The 18557-nt window shown below is 34.0% G+C and carries 20 protein-coding genes and 3 pseudogenes; 7 read left to right on the plus strand and 16 right to left on the minus strand.

Annotated features, from left to right (window positions below):
* Nucleotides 1–224: 224 nt before the first annotated feature.
* The 5 genes and pseudogenes from AB3H90_RS13395 to AB3H90_RS13415 all read right to left on the minus strand — a co-directional run bounded on the left by AB3H90_RS13395 (nucleotide 225) and on the right by AB3H90_RS13415 (nucleotide 3629).
* Nucleotides 225–548, minus strand: a complete 324-nt coding sequence (locus AB3H90_RS13395) for an LPXTG cell wall anchor domain-containing protein (RefSeq protein ID WP_081123665.1) — start codon at nucleotides 546–548, stop codon at nucleotides 225–227.
* A 1-nt stretch (nucleotide 549) separates the two neighbouring features.
* The gene (locus tag AB3H90_RS13400) at nucleotides 550–1563 is read right to left on the minus strand and encodes a DUF916 and DUF3324 domain-containing protein (protein WP_081123664.1); all 1014 of its coding nucleotides are present in this window, start codon (nucleotides 1561–1563) and stop codon (nucleotides 550–552) included.
* A 187-nt stretch (nucleotides 1564–1750) separates the two neighbouring features.
* Nucleotides 1751–2479 (minus strand): WxL domain-containing protein, encoded by a 729-nt coding sequence (locus AB3H90_RS13405; protein WP_081125759.1) that lies wholly within the window; start codon nucleotides 2477–2479, stop codon nucleotides 1751–1753.
* A gap of 400 nt (nucleotides 2480–2879) precedes the next feature.
* Nucleotides 2880–3398 (minus strand): annotated as a pseudogene (locus tag AB3H90_RS13410) (WxL domain-containing protein); the annotation flags it as partial.
* Nucleotides 3399–3431: 33 nt separating this feature from the next.
* Entirely contained in the window at nucleotides 3432–3629 is a 198-nt protein-coding gene (locus AB3H90_RS13415; RefSeq protein ID WP_081125757.1) for a hypothetical protein, read from the minus strand.
* A gap of 535 nt (nucleotides 3630–4164) precedes the next feature.
* On the opposite strand from AB3H90_RS13415, the gene tnpA reads away from it, so the two are divergent.
* Nucleotides 4165–4569, plus strand: coding sequence for an IS200/IS605 family transposase (tnpA, locus tag AB3H90_RS13420; RefSeq protein ID WP_081125828.1), 405 nt, complete (start codon nucleotides 4165–4167; stop codon nucleotides 4567–4569).
* A 16-nt stretch (nucleotides 4570–4585) separates the two neighbouring features.
* The gene (gene tnpB / locus AB3H90_RS13425) at nucleotides 4586–5734 is read left to right on the plus strand and encodes an IS200/IS605 family element RNA-guided endonuclease TnpB (protein WP_081125829.1); all 1149 of its coding nucleotides are present in this window, start codon (nucleotides 4586–4588) and stop codon (nucleotides 5732–5734) included.
* Between the two features lie 577 nt (nucleotides 5735–6311).
* Here the strand turns inward: tnpB and AB3H90_RS13430 are convergent.
* From AB3H90_RS13430 to AB3H90_RS13465, 8 genes and pseudogenes are all read right to left on the minus strand, one after another.
* Nucleotides 6312–6551, minus strand: coding sequence for a hypothetical protein (locus tag AB3H90_RS13430; protein ID WP_081125810.1), 240 nt, complete (start codon nucleotides 6549–6551; stop codon nucleotides 6312–6314).
* A 381-nt stretch (nucleotides 6552–6932) separates the two neighbouring features.
* Entirely contained in the window at nucleotides 6933–8450 is a 1518-nt protein-coding gene (locus tag AB3H90_RS13435; RefSeq protein ID WP_128479537.1) for a peptidoglycan DD-metalloendopeptidase family protein, read from the minus strand.
* A complete protein-coding gene (locus AB3H90_RS13440; protein WP_053765647.1) occupies nucleotides 8451–8732 on the minus strand; it encodes a hypothetical protein in 282 nt (93 codons plus the stop codon).
* Between the two features lie 276 nt (nucleotides 8733–9008).
* Nucleotides 9009–9205: pseudogene (locus AB3H90_RS13445) on the minus strand (type II toxin-antitoxin system RelE/ParE family toxin).
* Nucleotides 9206–9280: 75 nt separating this feature from the next.
* Nucleotides 9281–9622: a bacteriocin immunity protein gene (locus AB3H90_RS13450; RefSeq protein ID WP_081129193.1), complete on the minus strand. Its 342-nt coding sequence runs from the start codon at nucleotides 9620–9622 to the stop codon at nucleotides 9281–9283.
* The gene (locus AB3H90_RS13455; RefSeq protein WP_081125813.1) at nucleotides 9623–9799 is read right to left on the minus strand and encodes a leucocin A/sakacin P family class II bacteriocin; all 177 of its coding nucleotides are present in this window, start codon (nucleotides 9797–9799) and stop codon (nucleotides 9623–9625) included.
* 231 nt (nucleotides 9800–10030) lie between these two features.
* Nucleotides 10031–10162 carry a hypothetical protein gene (locus tag AB3H90_RS13460; protein WP_264082654.1) on the minus strand — a complete coding sequence of 44 codons (132 nt, stop codon included), beginning with the start codon at nucleotides 10160–10162 and terminating at the stop codon, nucleotides 10031–10033.
* Nucleotides 10163–10165: 3 nt separating this feature from the next.
* Nucleotides 10166–10729 (minus strand): recombinase family protein, encoded by a 564-nt coding sequence (locus AB3H90_RS13465; protein WP_128427803.1) that lies wholly within the window; start codon nucleotides 10727–10729, stop codon nucleotides 10166–10168.
* 239 nt (nucleotides 10730–10968) lie between these two features.
* Here AB3H90_RS13465 and AB3H90_RS13470 point away from each other — a divergent pair, with 239 nt between their 5' ends.
* The 3 genes from AB3H90_RS13470 (at nucleotide 10969) to AB3H90_RS13480 (ending at nucleotide 13113) form a co-directional block, all read left to right on the plus strand.
* Entirely contained in the window at nucleotides 10969–11778 is an 810-nt protein-coding gene (locus AB3H90_RS13470; protein ID WP_197725939.1) for a nucleotidyltransferase domain-containing protein, read from the plus strand.
* 26 nt (nucleotides 11779–11804) lie between these two features.
* Nucleotides 11805–12374: an SLATT domain-containing protein gene (locus AB3H90_RS13475; RefSeq protein WP_197725940.1), complete on the plus strand. Its 570-nt coding sequence runs from the start codon at nucleotides 11805–11807 to the stop codon at nucleotides 12372–12374.
* A 133-nt stretch (nucleotides 12375–12507) separates the two neighbouring features.
* Nucleotides 12508–13113 (plus strand): recombinase family protein, encoded by a 606-nt coding sequence (locus AB3H90_RS13480; RefSeq protein WP_081129199.1) that lies wholly within the window; start codon nucleotides 12508–12510, stop codon nucleotides 13111–13113.
* A gap of 186 nt (nucleotides 13114–13299) precedes the next feature.
* Here the strand turns inward: AB3H90_RS13480 and AB3H90_RS13485 are convergent, their stop codons facing one another.
* Complete coding sequence (locus tag AB3H90_RS13485; protein WP_241653311.1) at nucleotides 13300–13461, minus strand: hypothetical protein; 162 nt, start codon at nucleotides 13459–13461, stop codon at nucleotides 13300–13302.
* Between the two features lie 97 nt (nucleotides 13462–13558).
* On the opposite strand from AB3H90_RS13485, the gene AB3H90_RS13490 reads away from it, so the two are divergent.
* Both AB3H90_RS13490 and AB3H90_RS13495 read left to right on the plus strand, forming a co-directional pair.
* Nucleotides 13559–13852, plus strand: a complete 294-nt coding sequence (locus AB3H90_RS13490) for a transposase (RefSeq protein WP_368016863.1) — start codon at nucleotides 13559–13561, stop codon at nucleotides 13850–13852.
* Nucleotides 13853–13884: 32 nt separating this feature from the next.
* Nucleotides 13885–14580: an IS3 family transposase gene (locus tag AB3H90_RS13495; RefSeq protein WP_368016869.1), complete on the plus strand. Its 696-nt coding sequence runs from the start codon at nucleotides 13885–13887 to the stop codon at nucleotides 14578–14580.
* Nucleotides 14581–14631: 51 nt separating this feature from the next.
* Here the strand turns inward: AB3H90_RS13495 and AB3H90_RS13500 are convergent.
* Both AB3H90_RS13500 and ltrA read right to left on the minus strand, forming a co-directional pair.
* Nucleotides 14632–15889 (minus strand): annotated as a pseudogene (locus AB3H90_RS13500) (Y-family DNA polymerase); the annotation flags it as partial.
* 213 nt (nucleotides 15890–16102) lie between these two features.
* The gene (gene ltrA, locus AB3H90_RS13505; RefSeq protein WP_368016864.1) at nucleotides 16103–17707 is read right to left on the minus strand and encodes a group II intron reverse transcriptase/maturase; all 1605 of its coding nucleotides are present in this window, start codon (nucleotides 17705–17707) and stop codon (nucleotides 16103–16105) included.
* Between the last annotated feature and the right edge of the window lie 850 nt (nucleotides 17708–18557).

Raw genomic sequence — 18557 nt, forward strand, 5'->3', positions numbered from 1 at the left:
TCTTCCATTCAATATTCCTATAATTGATTATTGATGACAAAAAAGTAGATTACGCTCATGATCATTGTTCCTAATGCACACAGTATACTAAAGATATTCAAAAAAAGGAATCGTTTTTCTATCTGTTGCTGGACTACTTTTTTATAGTCTTTTAAAAACAGATATATGCTTACTATTAAGAAAATACTTCCCAACGTCAAATAAATTATCGGATAGGTATACATCTAATCTCTCCCCTTTACTATCTTTTTTGAATAATAAAGAGTACTACCAAGTATAACCAAACCAACTCCTAGCCAAGAATATCCATGATTCATGATTTCTCCTGTCTTTGGTAAAACACCACGCCTTTTTGGAACAATTTCCGATTCAGCCGATATATTTTCTACTCCTGGTAAATCTTTATCGGGGGCAATCGTTTCCCGTAATTCCACTGCTACATCTGTTTCTTTTGAGTCTGTCATTGCCGCAAAAACCATCGTAGAGGATTGTAGAAGGAAAACACCTAAAAACAAAAGAAGTATCATCGTAAATTTCTTATGTTTCATTTTAGTTCCCTCCCCTTCTACTTCTTATAAGCAAGAAAAGTATCGTCATGAAAGCCAATAATGCAAATACAAGTGAACCAATACTTACCCATTTCGGAATTTGGATTTGAAAGACGGATTCTTGATTGATTTTTTTGGCCTGTTCTTCCGTGATCTCAAATTCTTTTTCAAACTTCCACTCTTTTTCCTCACCAGTCACTACACCCTTAAATAGATATTTCCCAGGTTTTAAATCTTCTTTTACCCAATCAAATTGAAATGGAAAAACAGAGAGCGGTGCTATGCTCACATTTTCTTGTTCTTTTGTTCGCACTACTTCTTTTGTTTTCTGATCGATGATCTGTCCTTCTACTTTCGAATCTGGGAATATGTAAGGATTAGGGTTTAAAATGTCTGCTTGAATAATTCGACGACCATCATAAAGAATAGGGCCAACATCTTCTAATTCGACTGAAATATACTGTTTCATTTGATTTTCTGTTTCATTCGTCAATACTACGCCCAAAGTATAACTATACGTATTTTCAACAGAAACCGTTTGTTTACTTTCTTCTTCATCTTTTTTTTCAGAAACAACAATTCCTCCCAAGACGATTCCTTCAAATCTGTCTTTAGGCATCATTACACTCAATGTTGTTTCTTTGGTACTATTTGCAGGCACTTTCACTTCTGATTGATTCGCCTTAACAAGTTGTGTTAAGGGTGTCTTCAACAACGCATGATTTTCAATCATTCCAGTATAATCAATGATGCCGTTAGGATTTGTATTGGCATCAGTTACTTTAATTTCTAATGTTTTTTCTTTTGACGATTCATTGATCAACTTCACTTTGATTTCATCTTTTTCTCCAGGATCTTCTTTCAAGTAAAAATAGCCAACAGAAGAATCTAATTGATGAGCATTTGGCACGCCTTCAATGGTAAATCCACCAATCCCTTCTTCCCCATACGCAATGACTCCCCCACAGAAAAAGATAGATAAGATAAGTATTGTCATGCCAATCGCTCGTTTCATTTCCATACCATCCTTTTCATTATTAAGGTATTCACGTGAATACTATTAATCTATCCTTTTTAGTAACTAAAAACTAGAAAAAATTCTCTTCCTATATCGTCACTAATCAATAAACACACTATTATCCGTCTTTTCAAGAGAAAGAGATAACTGTAATTTATAAATTAAAATTCAAAAATATAACTTTCTAAGGTGTAACTAATAAATTCCAATCGACTGTTCCATTATATGTTTTTGCCTCTAAATTTGTGGCATTAGGAATAGTCAATTGAAGACTCCCTAATGTTCCCAAACGATAATCATAGGTTCCTTTTCCGACTGTTCCTTGTTCTTTTTTCATAATTTCAGTCGTTCCACCTGTAGAAATAGTTACATTTGAATTTCCAATAACATCTGTTTGGGCAACTAACTGATTGGTTTGGAAAGGATCTGTCCCATTATTTGTATTTTGCATCACTGTTCCCGTTGAATTGTTTAAAGTGATCGTTGATCCAGGAAGTTCATCATTCGTCCAGTTTAATTGGGCAGACAATGTCCATTGATTATTTTGACGGGTTGCATCTTTTACACCAATATTATAGGTTGCATTAGAAGACATTGAATCACTACGATCATTTAATGATAAAGTGGCTTGTCCTAAATTTCCAGAAAAGGCAAACGCTTTAGGATAATAAGCAATTCCTAATTTTCCTTCTTCTCCTATTACACCTCCATGAGTCGGTTCATTCCCTCCGTTATCAGGATCAGTAGGATCAGTAGGTGGATTAGGAGTTCCAGGATCATCCGCATTTAAGGTAGCGCTTACAGGAGTTTCCGCACTGTTTGGATCAGCTATTTGATCCGAAAATACCGTTTCATTATTAGCTAAAACACCTACCATTACAATACTACTAAATAAGATACTTTGCTTTTTCATTTTCTATACACTCCCTTTTTGTTTTTCATTTCGATAAAAATAAAACATGAATACAAAAAAATATAATGCGCATTACGTATAAAAGATACAACGTATATTATAATTAATCAATTATTTCGCCTTTATAAAATTAAAATTTAATCCCCATCTCTTTTATTTGCAAAATTCAGTAAATTTATATTTACATAAAATAATTTATTCTTACAATATATAACCATCAGTTAATTTTAATACAAAAACAGACTGCTCCAAGAACAGTCTGCGAAAAGGAAAGATGTTATCGCATATAAAAATACGTGTGGGTAGATCACATAAACAATATGCGATAACATTTTCCTTTTATGAATGCGTATCTATGTTTCAAGAAGTGAAAAATAGATACTGTCATCTTATCATTGAATTAATCGACACTAGAGCTTGAAGTGTCTGGCGAAATTTGTAAATTCCAATTTACATTTCCGCTATATTGTTTCGCAACCAAATCAGTCGCATTAAGAATCATCAACTTCAAAGTACCTACATTACCTAAACTATAATCATAAGTTCCTTTACCTACTGTAACTTTACCTTTTTTCATAATAGTAGTTGGACTATTACTAATAACAACTGTGTTTGAATCAGTGCCTTGAACATCATTTTGGAAATTAGATATGCCATCATTTTGATTTAGTTTTACTTTTCCTTGATCTGGATTCGTTACTGTAATTTCAGAACCTGGCAATTCACTGTTACTCCACTGCAATTGTGCAGTTAATGTCCAAGAATTATTTTGCTGTGTATTATCTTTTACACCGATCTTGTAAGTAGTTTTATCACTACTAGTATTACTTCTCGAATCATTAAGTGTTAACTCAGTAGGTCCTAGATTCCCTGTGAAAGAAAATCCTTTAGGAAAGTACGCAATCCCTAAATTTCCTTCTTCACCTGTAACTCCACCACCAACTGGTTCATTCTATGTGATATCAGGATTATTAGGATCAGAAGGTGGCTTAGGCGTCATTTGTTGCGGTGTCGTTAAATCGGCCGTGACTGGTGTTGATGCACTTGCTGGATCAGCTGTTTGTGTTGGTTCTGCCGCATAGACACCTCCTGAACTAAGTAACGAAGTCAAAATAATTGCAATACTTGCTATCATACTTGTTCGTTTCATTGAAAACTTCCTTTCAAATTAATTATTTTCAACGAAATTATAAGAAACACAAAATATAGACGCAATGCTCTGAAAACTGATCAATAATTATTACTTATCCTAAATACCTATTTTATAGGATTTATCTAAGCTAAAAAGTCATTTTGTTGTATGGAAATTTTAAATTTAAAATCTCCTTCTTTTTAACTTAAAAAATACATCTACATAGAAATGTTCATTCGTTTTCTCCCATTGAATAATTGGTGTTCTGTCGTACCTGTCATTAAATTCCAACTTATAATTTTTCCCTAATCTATTGTAAAATTACCTATCCCTTTCTAAAATTTTCTTAGCTATAAGCTACTACTATTTTGAAAGGAGAATCCTATGTTTAACAGAATTAGGCAGAAGTCGCCCATCCTCTATAGGTGGGTGATGAATGCCGTTCGGTATGAGGGTTACCGTTGGTAACTCGAAGACCAACAACTAAGGCGTATTGCCTCTTTATTTTGTCCCATGTTACAATCAGTCTATACAAGAAATGAGTTGATATAACATGGAATTAGATACAAATAACCATTCAGTATTTCTTCTTTATTACCACCTTGTTTTAGTAACGAAATATCGTAGACAAGTAATTGATAATGAAATATCTAACTACGCTAAAGCGACTTTTGAAAGAATCTCAGAATCGTATCACATCACTTTAGTTGAGTGGAATCATGATAAAGACCACGTTCATATTATGTTCAAAGCTCAACCAAAAACAGAATTGACAAAATTTGTCAATGTCTATAAAAGTGCTAGTTCACGTTTGATAAAGCGCAATTATCCAAGAATCAAACAATTTCTTTGGAAAGAAATGTTCTGGTCAAAAAGTTTTTGTCTTTTGACAACTGGTGGAGCACCAATTGATGTGATTAAGAAGTATATTCAAAATCAAGGAAACAATCATAAATAGAAAACAGGTGAGCTTTATGGAGCGACTAAAAGCATATAAATTTAGAATCTATCCAACAGAAGAACAAGAGACTTTCTTTGCTAAGTCTTTTGGCTGTGTCCGTAAGGTCTACAATCTAATGCTTGATGACCGAATGAAAGCTTATAAAGAAACTAGGAAAGATTCCTCTAAAAAAATGAGTTTTCCAACGCCTGCAAAATATAAGCAAGATTTTCCGTTCTTGAAAGAAGTGGATAGTCTTGCTTTAGCGAATGCACAACTCAACCTAGATAAGGCGTACAAGAACTTCTTTCGCGATAAATCCGTCGGATTTCCTCGTTTCAAAAGCAAGAAAAATCCAGTTCAAAGCTATACGACTAACAATCAAAATGGAACAATCGCTTTGATTGATAATAAATTCGTCAAACTTCCTAAGTTGAAGTCATTAGTTAAAATTACACTCCATAGACAACCTAAAGGTCTGATTAAATCCGCTACAATATCACGTCATTCTAGCGGTAAATATTATATTTCCTTATTGTGTAAAGAAGAAATAGCTGAGCTTCCTAAAACTAATTCCGCTATTGGAATTGACCTTGGTATAACTGATTTTGCAATTCTTTCTGATAGTCAAAAGATTGATAACAATAAATTCACGTCAAAGATGGCAAAGAAACTTAAACGTGAACAACGTAAGTTGTCAAGACGTGCCTTATTAGCTAAACAAAAAGGTATCAATCTGTTTGAAGCTAGCAATTATCAAAAACAAAAACGTAAAGTAGCACGATTGCATGAAAAAGTAATGAATCAACGTACTGATTTTCTGAATAAGTTGAGTACAGAAATAATCAAAAATCACGATATTATCTGTATTGAAGACTTAAACACAAAAGGTATGTTGCGTAATCATAAACTAGCAAAAAGTATTTCGGATGTTTCTTGGTCTAGTTTTGTGACTAAATTACAATACAAAGCTGACTGGTACGGTCGGAAAATTATCAAAGTGGATAAGTGGTTCCCATCTAGTCAAATCTGTTCGAATTGTGGACATGAAGACGGCAAGAAATCTCTTAAAATTCGAGAATGGACTTGTCCTATTTGTCATGCTCATCATGACCGAGATATCAACGCTAGCATCAATATCCTGGCCGAAGGTCTAAGGCTACATTCTATAGGACTGGCTTAGATCAAATAAACAAGAACCGTAGGAACTACGGGGATAGCTTGGTCAATAAGAGACACCGCTGTTAGTAAAAAAATAAGCTATCAAGTATGCTCTATTCCCAAGAATCTCCCACTTCAAGCGTTAAGAACCGTCAGGTTTAGCTAAGTGGTGAGTAGTTCACAAGGTCAATAAGCGTTGTAATATTCTTTTGACTTGGTTTCATTGGTAACCGCAACATCCATAAAATACAGCGGTATCCATTAAAGTATAAACACCTCCGACACGCATCGTATCCGTAATTCGGTTAGGTCGAGTAAACATGTTTGTTCCTTCCTTTCATTTATCAGTAAAAATTGAAGAACCCTATTGAGAAATAGAGTTCTTCATCAAATACCAATATAATCACTTATTCTTCTTTCTTTGCGTCTTTTTTAGATTCTTTAAGTTCACTTTTTATTCTTCGTTTTTGTTGGCGATACTGCCCATAATCTTTTCCGAGATCATAAGCATCTCGACGTTTACTCATCAAGGACGAAGAATGATAACGTCTAGGATCTTCTTTTCCATAGCCAAATACTTTATTTTTAGTTGCTTGTTTTTATGGATTATTTTTCTTATGTTGAGACAATTCTTGATTTAATCGGTCAGACTTCGCAGAAATCGTTCGTTTTGGCTTTTCTTCAGTTTTAGGAGATTTTGGATCGTCAGAATCTTGATTAAAACCAGTCTCTTTTTCATTATTAGCTGATAAATGAGCCTCTTCATTTCCAGATGAATAAGAATTTAAATCATCTGAATTGGTCGTTTCTTCTGATTCTTCAGCCTCTTGACGTGCCATTTCATTACTCTTATACTTCCTATAAAATCTGAATCACTAACAATTAGCACAATAATTATTATTAGTTTTGTTTTATCTATAATTACTCACGCTATCGGACTCACTTTAGTACATTTAAGTAAAATAAATATTATTTCAGTCTATAAGATACTAGATATTTCAAAAGACTTTTTTACTCATGTATTGCTTTTTTTCACATTACTTCTACAATTTACTGATATGTTATCTTTTGATGATACAAGCCTTCTAACACAATTGGAAGAAAGAAAATCATGGTTACTTGAATGTGTGGCTATAGGTATAACTGCTCTCTCACTACAATTTATTTATTTTCTTAAATATCAATTAAATGATATAGAGCTTAAAAAACAGCCTTATTCATCAGAATAAGACTGTTTCTGGATCAACCAATTGTGATTGGTTTAAACTATGATTTAGGCACAATTCAAAATGTAAGTGACTGCCTGTACTGTTTCCTGTTGAACCAACATAACCAATAATCTGCCCTTGTTTTACTTTGTCACCCACTTTGACTTGATATTCTTGTTGGTGCGCATATAAAGCCGTTGTACCGTCTTCGTGCTCGATAGCTACAACATTGCCCCATGATGGGTGAAACTCTGCTTTAACGACCGTTCCTGCCTTGCTGGCATAGATTGGCTCACCTTGTGGCGCTGCTAAATCTAATCCTCGATGAAATTCTCCCCCACGAGTACCAAACGGACTAGAAATCGTGTAATTCTTTAATGGAACGACATACCCTTTTTTGTTTAGTTGTGGGCCCGCTACTTCTTTATCATACTTGGTTAAGTCATAGGTTTCGATTAACCCATTTAATTTTTTATCGTAGCTAGTGTCTGTCGCATAACGACCTGTTAGAAACTTCGTTGCTTCTTGATATGTTTTTGCATTGGTCTTCCAAACTCCATCGTAGAAATGGCTATTTCCTGTTAAACCCTCTTTTAATAGTTGAGCATAGTCATTTAAGCTATCCTCATAGTTCTCATACTGTCTAAAAGTTGCCTGAGTAGTATAAAGTGTCCCATTACCTAAATCTTCTTGTGTCGCAAAAGAGACGCCTTTTCCGTTATGTGTGCCTTTGATTCCAAACAAGTTGTAATTTGGTGCTTGTGCTAACTGACTTTGACCACTAGCCGATTCTAAAATCGCTTGGGCAATCATGACGGAAGCATACAAATCATTTTCTTGTCCGATTTTACGAGCAGATTCGCCAATTTTTCGAATAAATGTTTCGCCTGATTCGTCTTTTTCAAAATGAATGTTTCCTTCGTTATCCTTTTTGCTAGAAGGGACTAATTCTTGAATGGGCGCAGTTGGTGCTTGACGATAAGCTTTTGACTCTTCTTGCACAGTTGGTTGAGCTTGTGCCTTTGTTTCTGCTTTTGGTTGTGCATTTTGTCCAGTGGTTGAAGGCTGTTTCGAAACTGATTGTGAAGGAGTGACTTCCGCAGGTTTTGTTGGCTGTGTCACTTCTTGATTCACTGATTCACTTGGTTTTGTGGTTTGCTGTTCCACAGGCTTCGTTTCTGAAGGCTTAGTAGGTTCTTGCGTATTATTTTCTGGTTGACTAGAGTCTGTCGTACCAGGAGTAGTTGTTTCTGGTTTAGATTCTGTTGTTTGTGAACTATCTGTCGTAGAGTCTGTCGTTTGATCGGTTGATTCACTTGGTTTTTGCTCAGATCGTTCAATGGAAGAATCAGTTGTGGTTTCTTCCTTAGTCGTATCTGTACTATCAGTTGTAGAATTGTCAGTATTCACTGTCGTTGATTGTTCTGTCGCTACATTTGATGGTTTTTCATCTGCTAAAACAGATGGAGTATAACCAACAACTTGACCTAATAACAATAAAGCAGACAATAATTTACTCGTTTTCTTCATCTACAAATTTTCTTCCTTTCCTTTATTCAATATAGTTTCTGCAGGAATCTTTTGTCGAATTTGAACCCACCAATAATCTGGTAACCTAGGAACATATCCTTCTTTTTCTGCAATAAACAAACAATTTAAAACAACAGATATACTTAAAGAAAATTCATGATAGTTATCCTTCATTTTGAAAAATAGTTCTTCTGAACATTCTTCACACAGCGTATGATCTTCTACTTGCCAAACGCTTTCTTTTAAGTCAGGAGACACCTGATTATCACAATTGTTATTCACTTATCATTATCCTCCTTCATTCTAACAAAAATCTCTCAACAATAAAGTAACTTCACATTTTTTTCAAAAAATTTTTATAATTTACGGGGAAATAATATGAAAAAAATAACATTTGGTTAAAACTAGGAAAATCTATTTTAGTAGTAATTTTTTTATTGTAGGATTTTTTGTTGCTCAAGTGATATTTTCTTTATTTTTACAGCATAGATAAGAAAATAGCCAAAAGATATATATACTCTTTTGGCTACAGTCTGAGTCGTTCTAAAGAAGAACGACCTAAATAATTTTCTTCAACGGTTCATAAAAATTTTCATGTGTTCCACGTAACAATACTGGAATCACCTTATTTTCCCTGATTTCATAAGCCACTCTATAAATTGTACTGCATATCTAAAACCATTAGACCAAATACCTGATAAATCTCCAGTTTTTTGTTCACCTTTATATGGATCAACCGCAATTTCATCATATATTAGCTTCTTTAAATCATATTATATTTCTCCATTCAATTGAATTTTTCAACTATTCAATTGAATGGAGAAATATAATTATCTAATAGGTACTTTTTCAGAATAACTATAGAATTGAGATTTATCTGTAAAATTAGCTTTATATTTACTGTTAATTCCAGCCTTTTTAGATATATCTCCCAATTCTATTAATAACTTTTCATCATTTCCTAAAAAATGAATTTTATTGTCAAAGCCAACAATATAGATATAATTCACCAATTTGTTTATTAATATTTCTGGATATTTTTCGCTATCTATTTTTTTATAGACTTGCAACAAAACATCTATAATATCTAATATAGCTTTGGTCTCATCACGCTTCTTTAAACTATTATATAATTCATGAATTATTTTTTTTGTTTCATCAATATCAATCATTTAAATCCTTCCTCCACTAAAACTACCAAACAAATTATCTCCCCAACGTTTAACCCCTTCTGACCAAGCTTGTCCCCAATTTACCCAACATTTTTGCTTATTACAATACACACCATTTCCGTAATACGTAGCAGCGTCTATATTTGTTCCTAATGCTGTAAACCCAATACTAATCATACTACAACAGACTAAAACTTTAACGAACTTCTTTTATGTAGAAACTATATAGCTATTGGTATAGCTTTGTAAACGTTAAAACAAAAGAATTTCCCTAACACTTTTGTAAGTTGGTATCCATCAATTCCAATTATTTTTATCCTAATCATTGTACCATTTCATTCAAAACAAATATTGCCATCAATACCTTCTTTTTATAAAAGAGCATGATTATTATTAACTTCTGCTTAATTATGTTAAAACTTTTTCTATATCTTTTTTGTTCCAGCTTACATCAATAATTATAAAATCCCTGAAATCTTTAGAAGTGACTATTTCTAAAGACGTTTTTTCATCCACTTTCACAGTTTTTGTTTTCATCATTCTTTATTTTCCCTCCAGTTTATCTAAGTAACGATAAATTGTTGTTCTAGAAACATTCCATCGTTCCGCAATTTTCTTAATCGGTGTTCCACTATCTACTAAAGTCTTCAGTAATTCCAAGTCTTGTTCAGTTAACTTTTCAGGACGACCACCAAATCGTTCTCTTTCTCGTGCAGCAGCACGTCCAGCAGCTGAACGCTCTAAAATCAGATTACGTTCAAATTCTGTGAACGCCGCGAATAGATGAAACATAACTTGACCAGTCGAACTGGATTTATCCATCGTGATATTTTCTTGAAGACTATGAAAACTCACACCACGTTCATTCAATCGATTGACGATTGAAATCAAATCTTCCATATTTCTTCCCAGACGATCTAAACGCCAAATGACAAGTGTATCTCCAGAACGAATAAAATCGAGCGCCATTTCTAATCCTGGTCGATTACTTTTTGCCCCACTCATATGATCAGTAAAAATTTTTTCACAACCAAATTTGTTTAAACTATCCTCTTGTAAATCTAAATTTTGTAAACCGGTAGATACTCGTGCGTACCCTATTTTCAAAAAAATCACTCCTTCATTAATTTCATCGTAACATAACTTTATCTACATAGTTTAACTGAACATAGATTTTGTTATGGGTTTATGAACATAAAATGAATTGATTTTTTATAAAATAAAGCTAAAAAATAAAGTGTCCAGAAACGGCGGATTTTCTGTACACTACTTATAATGATTGATTGAAATACTAATTTTACGATATTATAGAATAGAAGAATACATTTAAAAGGAAGATGATAAACATGGGATTATTAATTCAAAAATCTAATTTTTATTCTATCCCACTATATAAACGTCAACGAATAGCCACAAGATATCATAGAATTACTAAAGCAATAAATAGAGCATTTTGGAATTCTGAAAGCGATTCTGCTCACAGCTTATATGTAGGATCTTATGGAAGAGGAACTGCAATAAGCACTAGTGATATAGATATATTAGTTGAATTACCAATGTCAGAATTGGATAGATTTAAGAGTTATTCGTCAAATGGACCATCTAGATTATTACAAGTTATACGAAAAACAATTCTAGAGATATTACCAAGTAGTGATATTAGAGCTGATGGACAAATTGTTAAAATAAATTTTCATGATGGAATTAAGTTTGAAATAGTACCAGCATTTAATGACAAAGATTATTTTGGAAATTCAAAAGGATTTATCTATCCAGATTCAAATATGGGTGGAAACTGGAAGGCTACTAATCCTAAAAAAGAGCAGGAAGCTATGAAACTAAAAAATATCCAAAGTAATAATTTGTTATACGATACTTGTAAGCATTTTCGTCATGTAAGAGATACAGAATTTAAAAGCTATCACCTTTCAGGAATAGTCATTGATAGTTTTGTTTATGAAGCTATAGGGAGCTGGAAATATGTAGACAATAATAATGGGCAAGTTGTAAATTCAGGAGAATACGAAAAAACTTTATTAAATTACTTTAATTCACATAATATATTTGGCTTTTTAAATTTATATTCTCCTGGAAGTAATCAATTTGTTGATACAGAAAATAGCATTGTATGCCTTGAAAAAGTTTTAAAAAAATAGCTTTATAAAGAGTTGTGGGGGATAATATGGAAGAAGAAAAAAAGTGTTTAGAAATTCAACTACGTGAAGCTTATGGTCGAGTAACTTATACTTATACGACTCATTTAAAACAAGCAGATAGAATCATTTCTAAAAATAAACGTTTAAAATGTGTTCAGATAGGATTATCAGCTGTTACTACTGGAGGATTTTTGGGGACTATCATTACTACTAATCATATTTCAACAATTATTGCTGGTCTACGTTCTACAATTTCTCTTGGATTGAATTTATACTTTAAAAATTTTAATCTTGCTGAAGAAGCTAAAAATCATCAAATTATTGCTGATAAATTATGGTTAATTAGAGAAAAATATATAAGTTTACTAACAGATTTAAATCGTTTGAGCATTAATAATATCACAAATGAAAGAGATAAATTAATGAACGCAACCCATGAAATCTATATAAATACTCCAAAAACAGATAGTAAAAGTTATAAATTAGCACTAAAAGCACTAAAAGCACTAAAATCTGAAGAAGAGCAATTTTTTTCAGAAGAAGAATTAGATAAAATGTTACCAGATCACCTTAGAAAAAAGGTTTCTAACTACTGAACTCTTTTTTCTAAGGTGATTTTTTGCCATTTATTAAATAAAATATTCGTCATTTAAAAAGAAAAATGACATCTGGTTTTATCGTGTATGATTAGGATGTATTTTAAATAGTTGCAGAAAGTAGGTAAAAATTTTGAGAGTTGCATACATACGTGTCTCATCCATCGATCAAAATGAACAACGCCAGATTGAAGAAATGAAAAAATTCGGTGCAGAGAGAATTTTCATCGAGAAACAATCGGGCGCAACGATTACTCATCGACCTGTTTTCCAAGAAACATTGGATTTCGTCAGAGATCAAGACATTTTTATTGTGGAAGCTATTGATCGACTTGGAAGAAATTACGACGAGATCATCGCCTCAGTCAATTACCTAAAGAAGAAAAACGTACAGCTAATCATCACCAGTCTACCGATCATGGCTGAAGCAATTGGTAACCCTCTCCTGGATAAATTCATTAAGGATCTGATCATACAAATTTTGGCCATGATCGCTGAACAAGAGCGTACCGAATCTAAACGACGCCAGGCGCAAGGCATTAAAATTGTGAAAGCAAATGGAGTTTATAAAGGTCGTCCAAAACTTTATAGTGCAGATACAAAAAATCCTCAACGACGTTTAGTTTATGAAAACATCGTTAAGGACTTGAATGAAGGCATCTCTATTTCAAAGATTACAAAGAATTATAACGTTACTAGACAAACAATATATAGAATTAAAAAAGATTTGAATTTATAGATCGTTACACCTTCTATACAACTCTCTTAAGTCTAATTTTGGACCATTCATATTATAAATACCATATTCATTAGGTTTAAAAAGATTTTTACGATCTTGTCTTGCCTCAAATTTACAACATACCTTAATAATTTTATAACTGAATTCAATAAAATCATATTTTGTTAGAAAACTAAGATGTTCTAACTACTTATATCCACCATCAATTTGTTCAATAATTTCTTTTGCAGGAGAAGTCTGAGCTGAGCTTTTAAGTTCTATCAGAAATACTGTTTTATTTGCTTCACTTATGATGATGTAGTCACAATCTTTAGGTTTTTCTTTTATATATTGGGTATTACTCTTCATAAGATCTGGTCTTATTTGCATGTATCCTAATAAAGTGGACACATTTTTTTGTATACTCTTAAATAAATAGACACAAATTTTGAAAGGACTTTTTAATATGGGAAACAACAGAAAATCACCACGTAAATTTGATGAAGAGTTTAAAAAATCCATTGTGAAACTTCACGAAAGTGGTAAAACTCAACATGCTTTATCTAAAGAGTACGGCATTGCTCTTTCTTCAATTGCTCGTTGGGTCAAACAATATTCTGAAGTAAAAATTGATGATGACACGATCCTTACGGCTCGTCAGATCAAACAGCTACAAAAACGAAATGCGCAGCTCGAGGAGGAAAATTTAATCCTAAAAAAAGCGATTGCCATATTCACGCCTCGCTCGACGAACGATTAAAAGCCATACACATTCTTCGATATGAACACAGTATTGTTACACTCTGTCGTGTACTCAAAGTCAATCGTTCCACTTATTACAAACGCTTTTCTGGAAAAGTAGTCCCAAGAACAAAAGAAAATCAACACCTAAGAAAAATGATTTTAGAAATTTATACTTCTTCTCAAAAACGTCTTGGCACTGCAAAGATCCAACGGATCCTTTTGCGTGATTATGGCATTTCGATTAGTATTGGTCGCGTTTATCGCTTGATGAAATCAATGAACCTACCAAAAATGTCTACAGTAAAACCTGTTTTCAAAAAAAGAAAAAACAAGGTTTCTTTGACACGTCCAAATCATCTAAACCAAGCGTTCAATCTACCAGCACCCAATCAAGTTTGGACGAGTGATTTTTCTTATATCCCCATCGGTAAGAAAACATTTGCGTATTTGTGTGTCGTTTTAGATTTATTTTCTAGAAAAGTAATTGCTTGGACTGTAGGACCAACGATTAATACAAACCTAGCCATTCAAACAGTGGATAAAGCACTTCATTCTCGAAATTTAATAAGTCCTGTTCTTTTTCATACAGATCAAGGGTCTCAATATACCTCTTTAGAATTTAGAAAGTTTATAGAGAATCATCCGATTGTCCATTCTCTTTCTAAACCAGGTTATCCGTGGGATAACGCCGTCATCGAAGCTTTTTTTAAATATATGAAAAAAGAAGAATTAAACCGCTTCTGATAAGTAAAATCCAGCCCATTTCAACCGTCCTCGATCGCTATAATCAATCATTTTTAAGCCCCCATTGCCTCCTGCATATCCACCAACCAATGTACTTCTAGTAATACTTCGAGCGCCTTCTACCATCGAAGAAGCATGTACAATCGACGTAAAACCATACTTCTGCCTAATTTTATCTAGTTTTTCTTCATCAATCTGCTTTTGTGGATCACTAAACAAATCCAATTGAAGCGAATCAGTATAAACTAGCTTACTATAGGTAATACCAACATGTCGGACTTCTTGTCCTTCGTAATACTTATCAAATAAGAAAAGACAGTAATTCTGCAGCTCTCTTGTATTGTCTGTGTTAGGAATTTTCATTTAGTGTGAAAACCCTGGTCTCGTTTCTAAGATCGAAGTTCCAATGTGTAAATGAACACAACCTATTTTACAGTGGTGTTGTCTAATACGGATTGCTACTTGTTCCGCCATTTCTTTTACGATAAGCTTGATTTCTTCCTTCTTGGTATAATCTCGTGGTAACACTTGTGAATTACCATAGGATTTCTCTTTGGTTGGTTCTGGCGGGATCGCTATATCTGTTCGATCGATCCCATTAGCATGAAAGTACAGCTGTAAACCAATCACACCTAAACGGCTCTTAATATTGTATGGATTCCAATTAGCTAAATCTTTAATACTCATGATACCCATTTTGTTGAGCCTTTTTTTCATTCGAGAGCCAATGCCCCAAAAGTCCGTCATTTCAGGAATATTCCATACTTTCTCAGGAACATTTTGATACGTCCATTCAGCAATAAAATCTTCATTTTGCTTTGCTTCGTTGTCTAAAGCTAGTTTTGCCAATAAAGGATTATCACCAATTCCCATCGTAGCAATCAATCCTAGCTCTTCTTTAATGCTCTCCTGGATCATTTGAGCCAACTTCTTTCTTCTTTGACTTCATGTTCCTTCAGTCGTAAAAAGATTCATCGATCGAATAGATCAATAGATCTTCGTCTGCTACATACCTTCTGAAAATATTGTTTACCTGCATGTTTCGTTTAATGTACAGGTTCATACGTGGCGGAACGACATGTAACGTTTTAGGATAAGGCTGCGGTAGATCTCGCGGCCGGCTGACATTAGAGATTCCATATTTTTCCTTTGCAGCTGGTGAAGAAGCTAAAATAAGCCTTGATCCTGTATTGTCCGCTCGACTCATCACGACTAATTCAGTCGTTAATGGATCTAAATCCCTTTCTATACATTCGACACTTGATAGCGATAGGTAATCCTTTGATATAGTCTCCGGATTTTCCCCCACTCCACACCGTACATGCGACTTTCACCGCATACGGCGTTCCATCAATGTCTACTAACAGATATCATACAGTTATAAATTCAGCAACAATTCACAATTTTTCACTTTTTTCCGGAACTGGTTAATTATCTCAAGCTGAGCGCCTGTAATCCTCATCTTTGTCATGAGAAATGAAGCTCTCGTTTTATCATTCTCATGAATAAGTTGATGAATATTTTAGTGAATGATAACTAGATTTTGGAAGTTATCTTTTCCACCAAGATTTTTAGGTATGATACGGTGACAATAAATATCTGCTAGCTCCAAAACCTCTTTTGTTACTCGGCACCTGCCTCGTTGTACGGAGTACTTAGAGACACGATTATCCCTAAATTCAGTGCTTTCATTCGGATTATTCATATTCATGAGTTGGTTGATAATATCGATTGGAAAGGTAAGATACTTGTGTATTAGCACACGTCCTTCGGGCGTGTACTTGCAAATTCCCATTTTGGGTAGTGATGTATGGCTGTGTTTAACGAATCCTAAAGGAATCATAGGATAGCCATTGATCCATCTTAGCTGTTTTGAACGTGCATAGTTTTTCTTAACGAAATCACTAGGTGGAGATCCATTTTTCTTAACGTCCAGTCGATTTTTAATGATAACCATTATACGTTGGTTAATTTTCGGGCAATCCACACTAATGTGGGTAGCCTTTTTGTAATATTGATGAATCCCTATCACCATCGAGTTGTATTTCACTAGTTGTTTTTGTAAGTCCTCTTTGGTAAGGGTGTGCTGAATTACCTTTATTTGTTTTGCTAGATTATCAAATACTTTTTTCATGGCTTTAGGACACATGTGCGTTTCTATGACAAAGGTCTTTCTTTTGCGAACCAATTTCATAGTGAAACCGAGGAACTCGGATTTCTTTTTCTTTAGATTAACCACTTTTGATTTTTCTGGGCTAATGTCGAGTTTCAGACGCTCTTTTAGCCACAATTTGGTGGCTATAAATATATTGTCCGCATCGTTACGTTTTCTGCAGAAGATTTTGAAGTCGTCGGCATATCTTACGAGATAAATTTCTTTTAGTTTTGAACCACGCCACGCTCGATATTTATTTCCTTTATTCCAGTAACCTTTCTCGGCATTATACCAATCATAATTATGCCTTGTAGGGTGGGTTTCCCACTGTGATGATATCCACCAGTCTAATTCATTTAACACAACATTTGCGAGAAGAGGGGAAAGGATTCCGCTTTGCGGAGTTCCTTTCTTAGGGTGATCAATTCGCCCATCCTTATGAATGATGGGCGCTTTAAGCATTGCCCTAATAACACCTAAAAGCCACTTATCTTGGACTCCTAATGTCCAGAGCTGTTTGATAAGCTTTGAATTGTTTACGTTGTCAAAGAATCCCTCAATATCTATATCTACTACAAAAGTAAGTTTAGACACTTGTGCTAAGCGTACTGCTTGAGCGAATGCATGGTGTGCCGACCGATTAGGACGGAACCCATAATTCTTATCATGAAATTTTGCTTCCATAATAGGTTCTAGAACTTGTAATAGACATTGTTGTACGATTCTGTCCCAAATAGTTGGGATACCAAGTGGGCGAGTTTTTCCATTTGATTTTGGGATTTCTACTCTTTTAACTGGTTGTGGTTTATATTCTGAAAATTTGTCTTGCACGATTCTGATAAAATCCGTATTAGGTATTTCTTTTAAATCATCAATATTTCTATTATCAACGCCCGGAGATACACTCCCAGAGTTTCCTTTAATATTTCTATACGCTAGTAAGATATTATTCGGCGAAGTTACAATTTCCATAAGGTTATTGAAAATGTGATTATCGCAACTTTCTTTGTATAGATTGTATCATAACTGTTAGTAAAACCAATTGACTTGTGGCTATCCCTCCACAGCTTATTATTACTGATTCATAGGTACTGTGCCACTACTCTCACTAGTGTGAATGAGCTTATTATTCTTCGTCTCAACCGCTTCAAAGGAGATTAGTCCTCCACGTCACTAGCTTTCAACGTTCCAATGATTTTATCCGTACATTTACTTTTAGGTGCTCACTCTAAACCTGCGACTTTCCAGTGCCCTTAACACTGCACGGTTATTCATATCTACGATTCTTACTAAACCGCAAGTCGCACCCTATGTCACAATATCTTTTGTGCGGGCAAGATACATTTCTGCACCCCAAGCCTATAGATTCGTATATTCGCGAATTTGTCAGTACAATTGCACATTCTCACCATGAGTAATTTTTGGACTCCCGACTTATAGGTTACACTATCCACCGCTGGACAGCTTTTGATTGCAACAATGCAACTACGGTAACTCTCAGCCGGCTTTACCTAGCTTTTGACAAATTCTTATTCTAATCAACAGATTTGCCAATCGGAGTATCAGAGGGAGCGCTTCAGGTCGTTACACCATCATTTCACTCCTCAAATCATCAGTTCTCCACAAGAACTACTTGTGTGCCTAACCTTTTCAGTTAGAAACGTTTCACACCATAAAAATTTTTTATATCGATCAAAAAGTAATCATTGACTGTCCCATTTGAGTAATCAAACATTTTATTCTACCCCATTTCAATTCGATTGTACAAACATACGTTTGCATTTGTAAAAGGGAACATTCTAAAATAGCAAAAAAGTCAGAC

The sequence above is a fragment of the Enterococcus sp. C63 genome, from assembly GCF_040887215.1.
GTDB classification, from domain to species: domain Bacteria; phylum Bacillota; class Bacilli; order Lactobacillales; family Enterococcaceae; genus Enterococcus_B; species Enterococcus_B hirae.

Bases quoted from the DNA above. Each gene is read 5' to 3' on its own strand.
- AB3H90_RS13395 (WP_081123665.1), bottom strand. From the start codon at position 548: ATGAAACATAAGAAATTTACGATGATACTTCTTTTGTTTTTAGGTGTT.
- AB3H90_RS13490 (WP_368016863.1), top strand. From the start codon at position 13,559: ATGGGAAACAACAGAAAATCACCACGTAAATTTGATGAAGAGTTTAAA.
- AB3H90_RS13435 (WP_128479537.1), bottom strand. From the start codon at position 8,450: ATGAAGAAAACGAGTAAATTATTGTCTGCTTTATTGTTATTAGGTCAA.
- AB3H90_RS13455 (WP_081125813.1), bottom strand. From the start codon at position 9,799: ATGATTAGTATTGGGTTTACAGCATTAGGAACAAATATAGACGCTGCT.
- AB3H90_RS13430 (WP_081125810.1), bottom strand. From the start codon at position 6,551: ATGGCACGTCAAGAGGCTGAAGAATCAGAAGAAACGACCAATTCAGAT.
- AB3H90_RS13405 (WP_081125759.1), bottom strand. From the start codon at position 2,479: ATGAAAAAGCAAAGTATCTTATTTAGTAGTATTGTAATGGTAGGTGTT.
- AB3H90_RS13415 (WP_081125757.1), bottom strand. From the start codon at position 3,629: ATGAAACGAACAAGTATGATAGCAAGTATTGCAATTATTTTGACTTCG.
- AB3H90_RS13470 (WP_197725939.1), top strand. From the start codon at position 10,969: ATGGGATTATTAATTCAAAAATCTAATTTTTATTCTATCCCACTATAT.
- tnpB (WP_081125829.1), top strand. From the start codon at position 4,586: ATGGAGCGACTAAAAGCATATAAATTTAGAATCTATCCAACAGAAGAA.
- ltrA (WP_368016864.1), bottom strand. From the start codon at position 17,707: ATGGAAATTGTAACTTCGCCGAATAATATCTTACTAGCGTATAGAAAT.
- AB3H90_RS13475 (WP_197725940.1), top strand. From the start codon at position 11,805: ATGGAAGAAGAAAAAAAGTGTTTAGAAATTCAACTACGTGAAGCTTAT.
- AB3H90_RS13400 (WP_081123664.1), bottom strand. From the start codon at position 1,563: ATGAAACGAGCGATTGGCATGACAATACTTATCTTATCTATCTTTTTC.
- AB3H90_RS13450 (WP_081129193.1), bottom strand. From the start codon at position 9,622: ATGATTGATATTGATGAAACAAAAAAAATAATTCATGAATTATATAAT.
- tnpA (WP_081125828.1), top strand. From the start codon at position 4,165: ATGGAATTAGATACAAATAACCATTCAGTATTTCTTCTTTATTACCAC.
- AB3H90_RS13460 (WP_264082654.1), bottom strand. From the start codon at position 10,162: ATGATGAAAACAAAAACTGTGAAAGTGGATGAAAAAACGTCTTTAGAA.
- AB3H90_RS13485 (WP_241653311.1), bottom strand. From the start codon at position 13,461: ATGAAGAGTAATACCCAATATATAAAAGAAAAACCTAAAGATTGTGAC.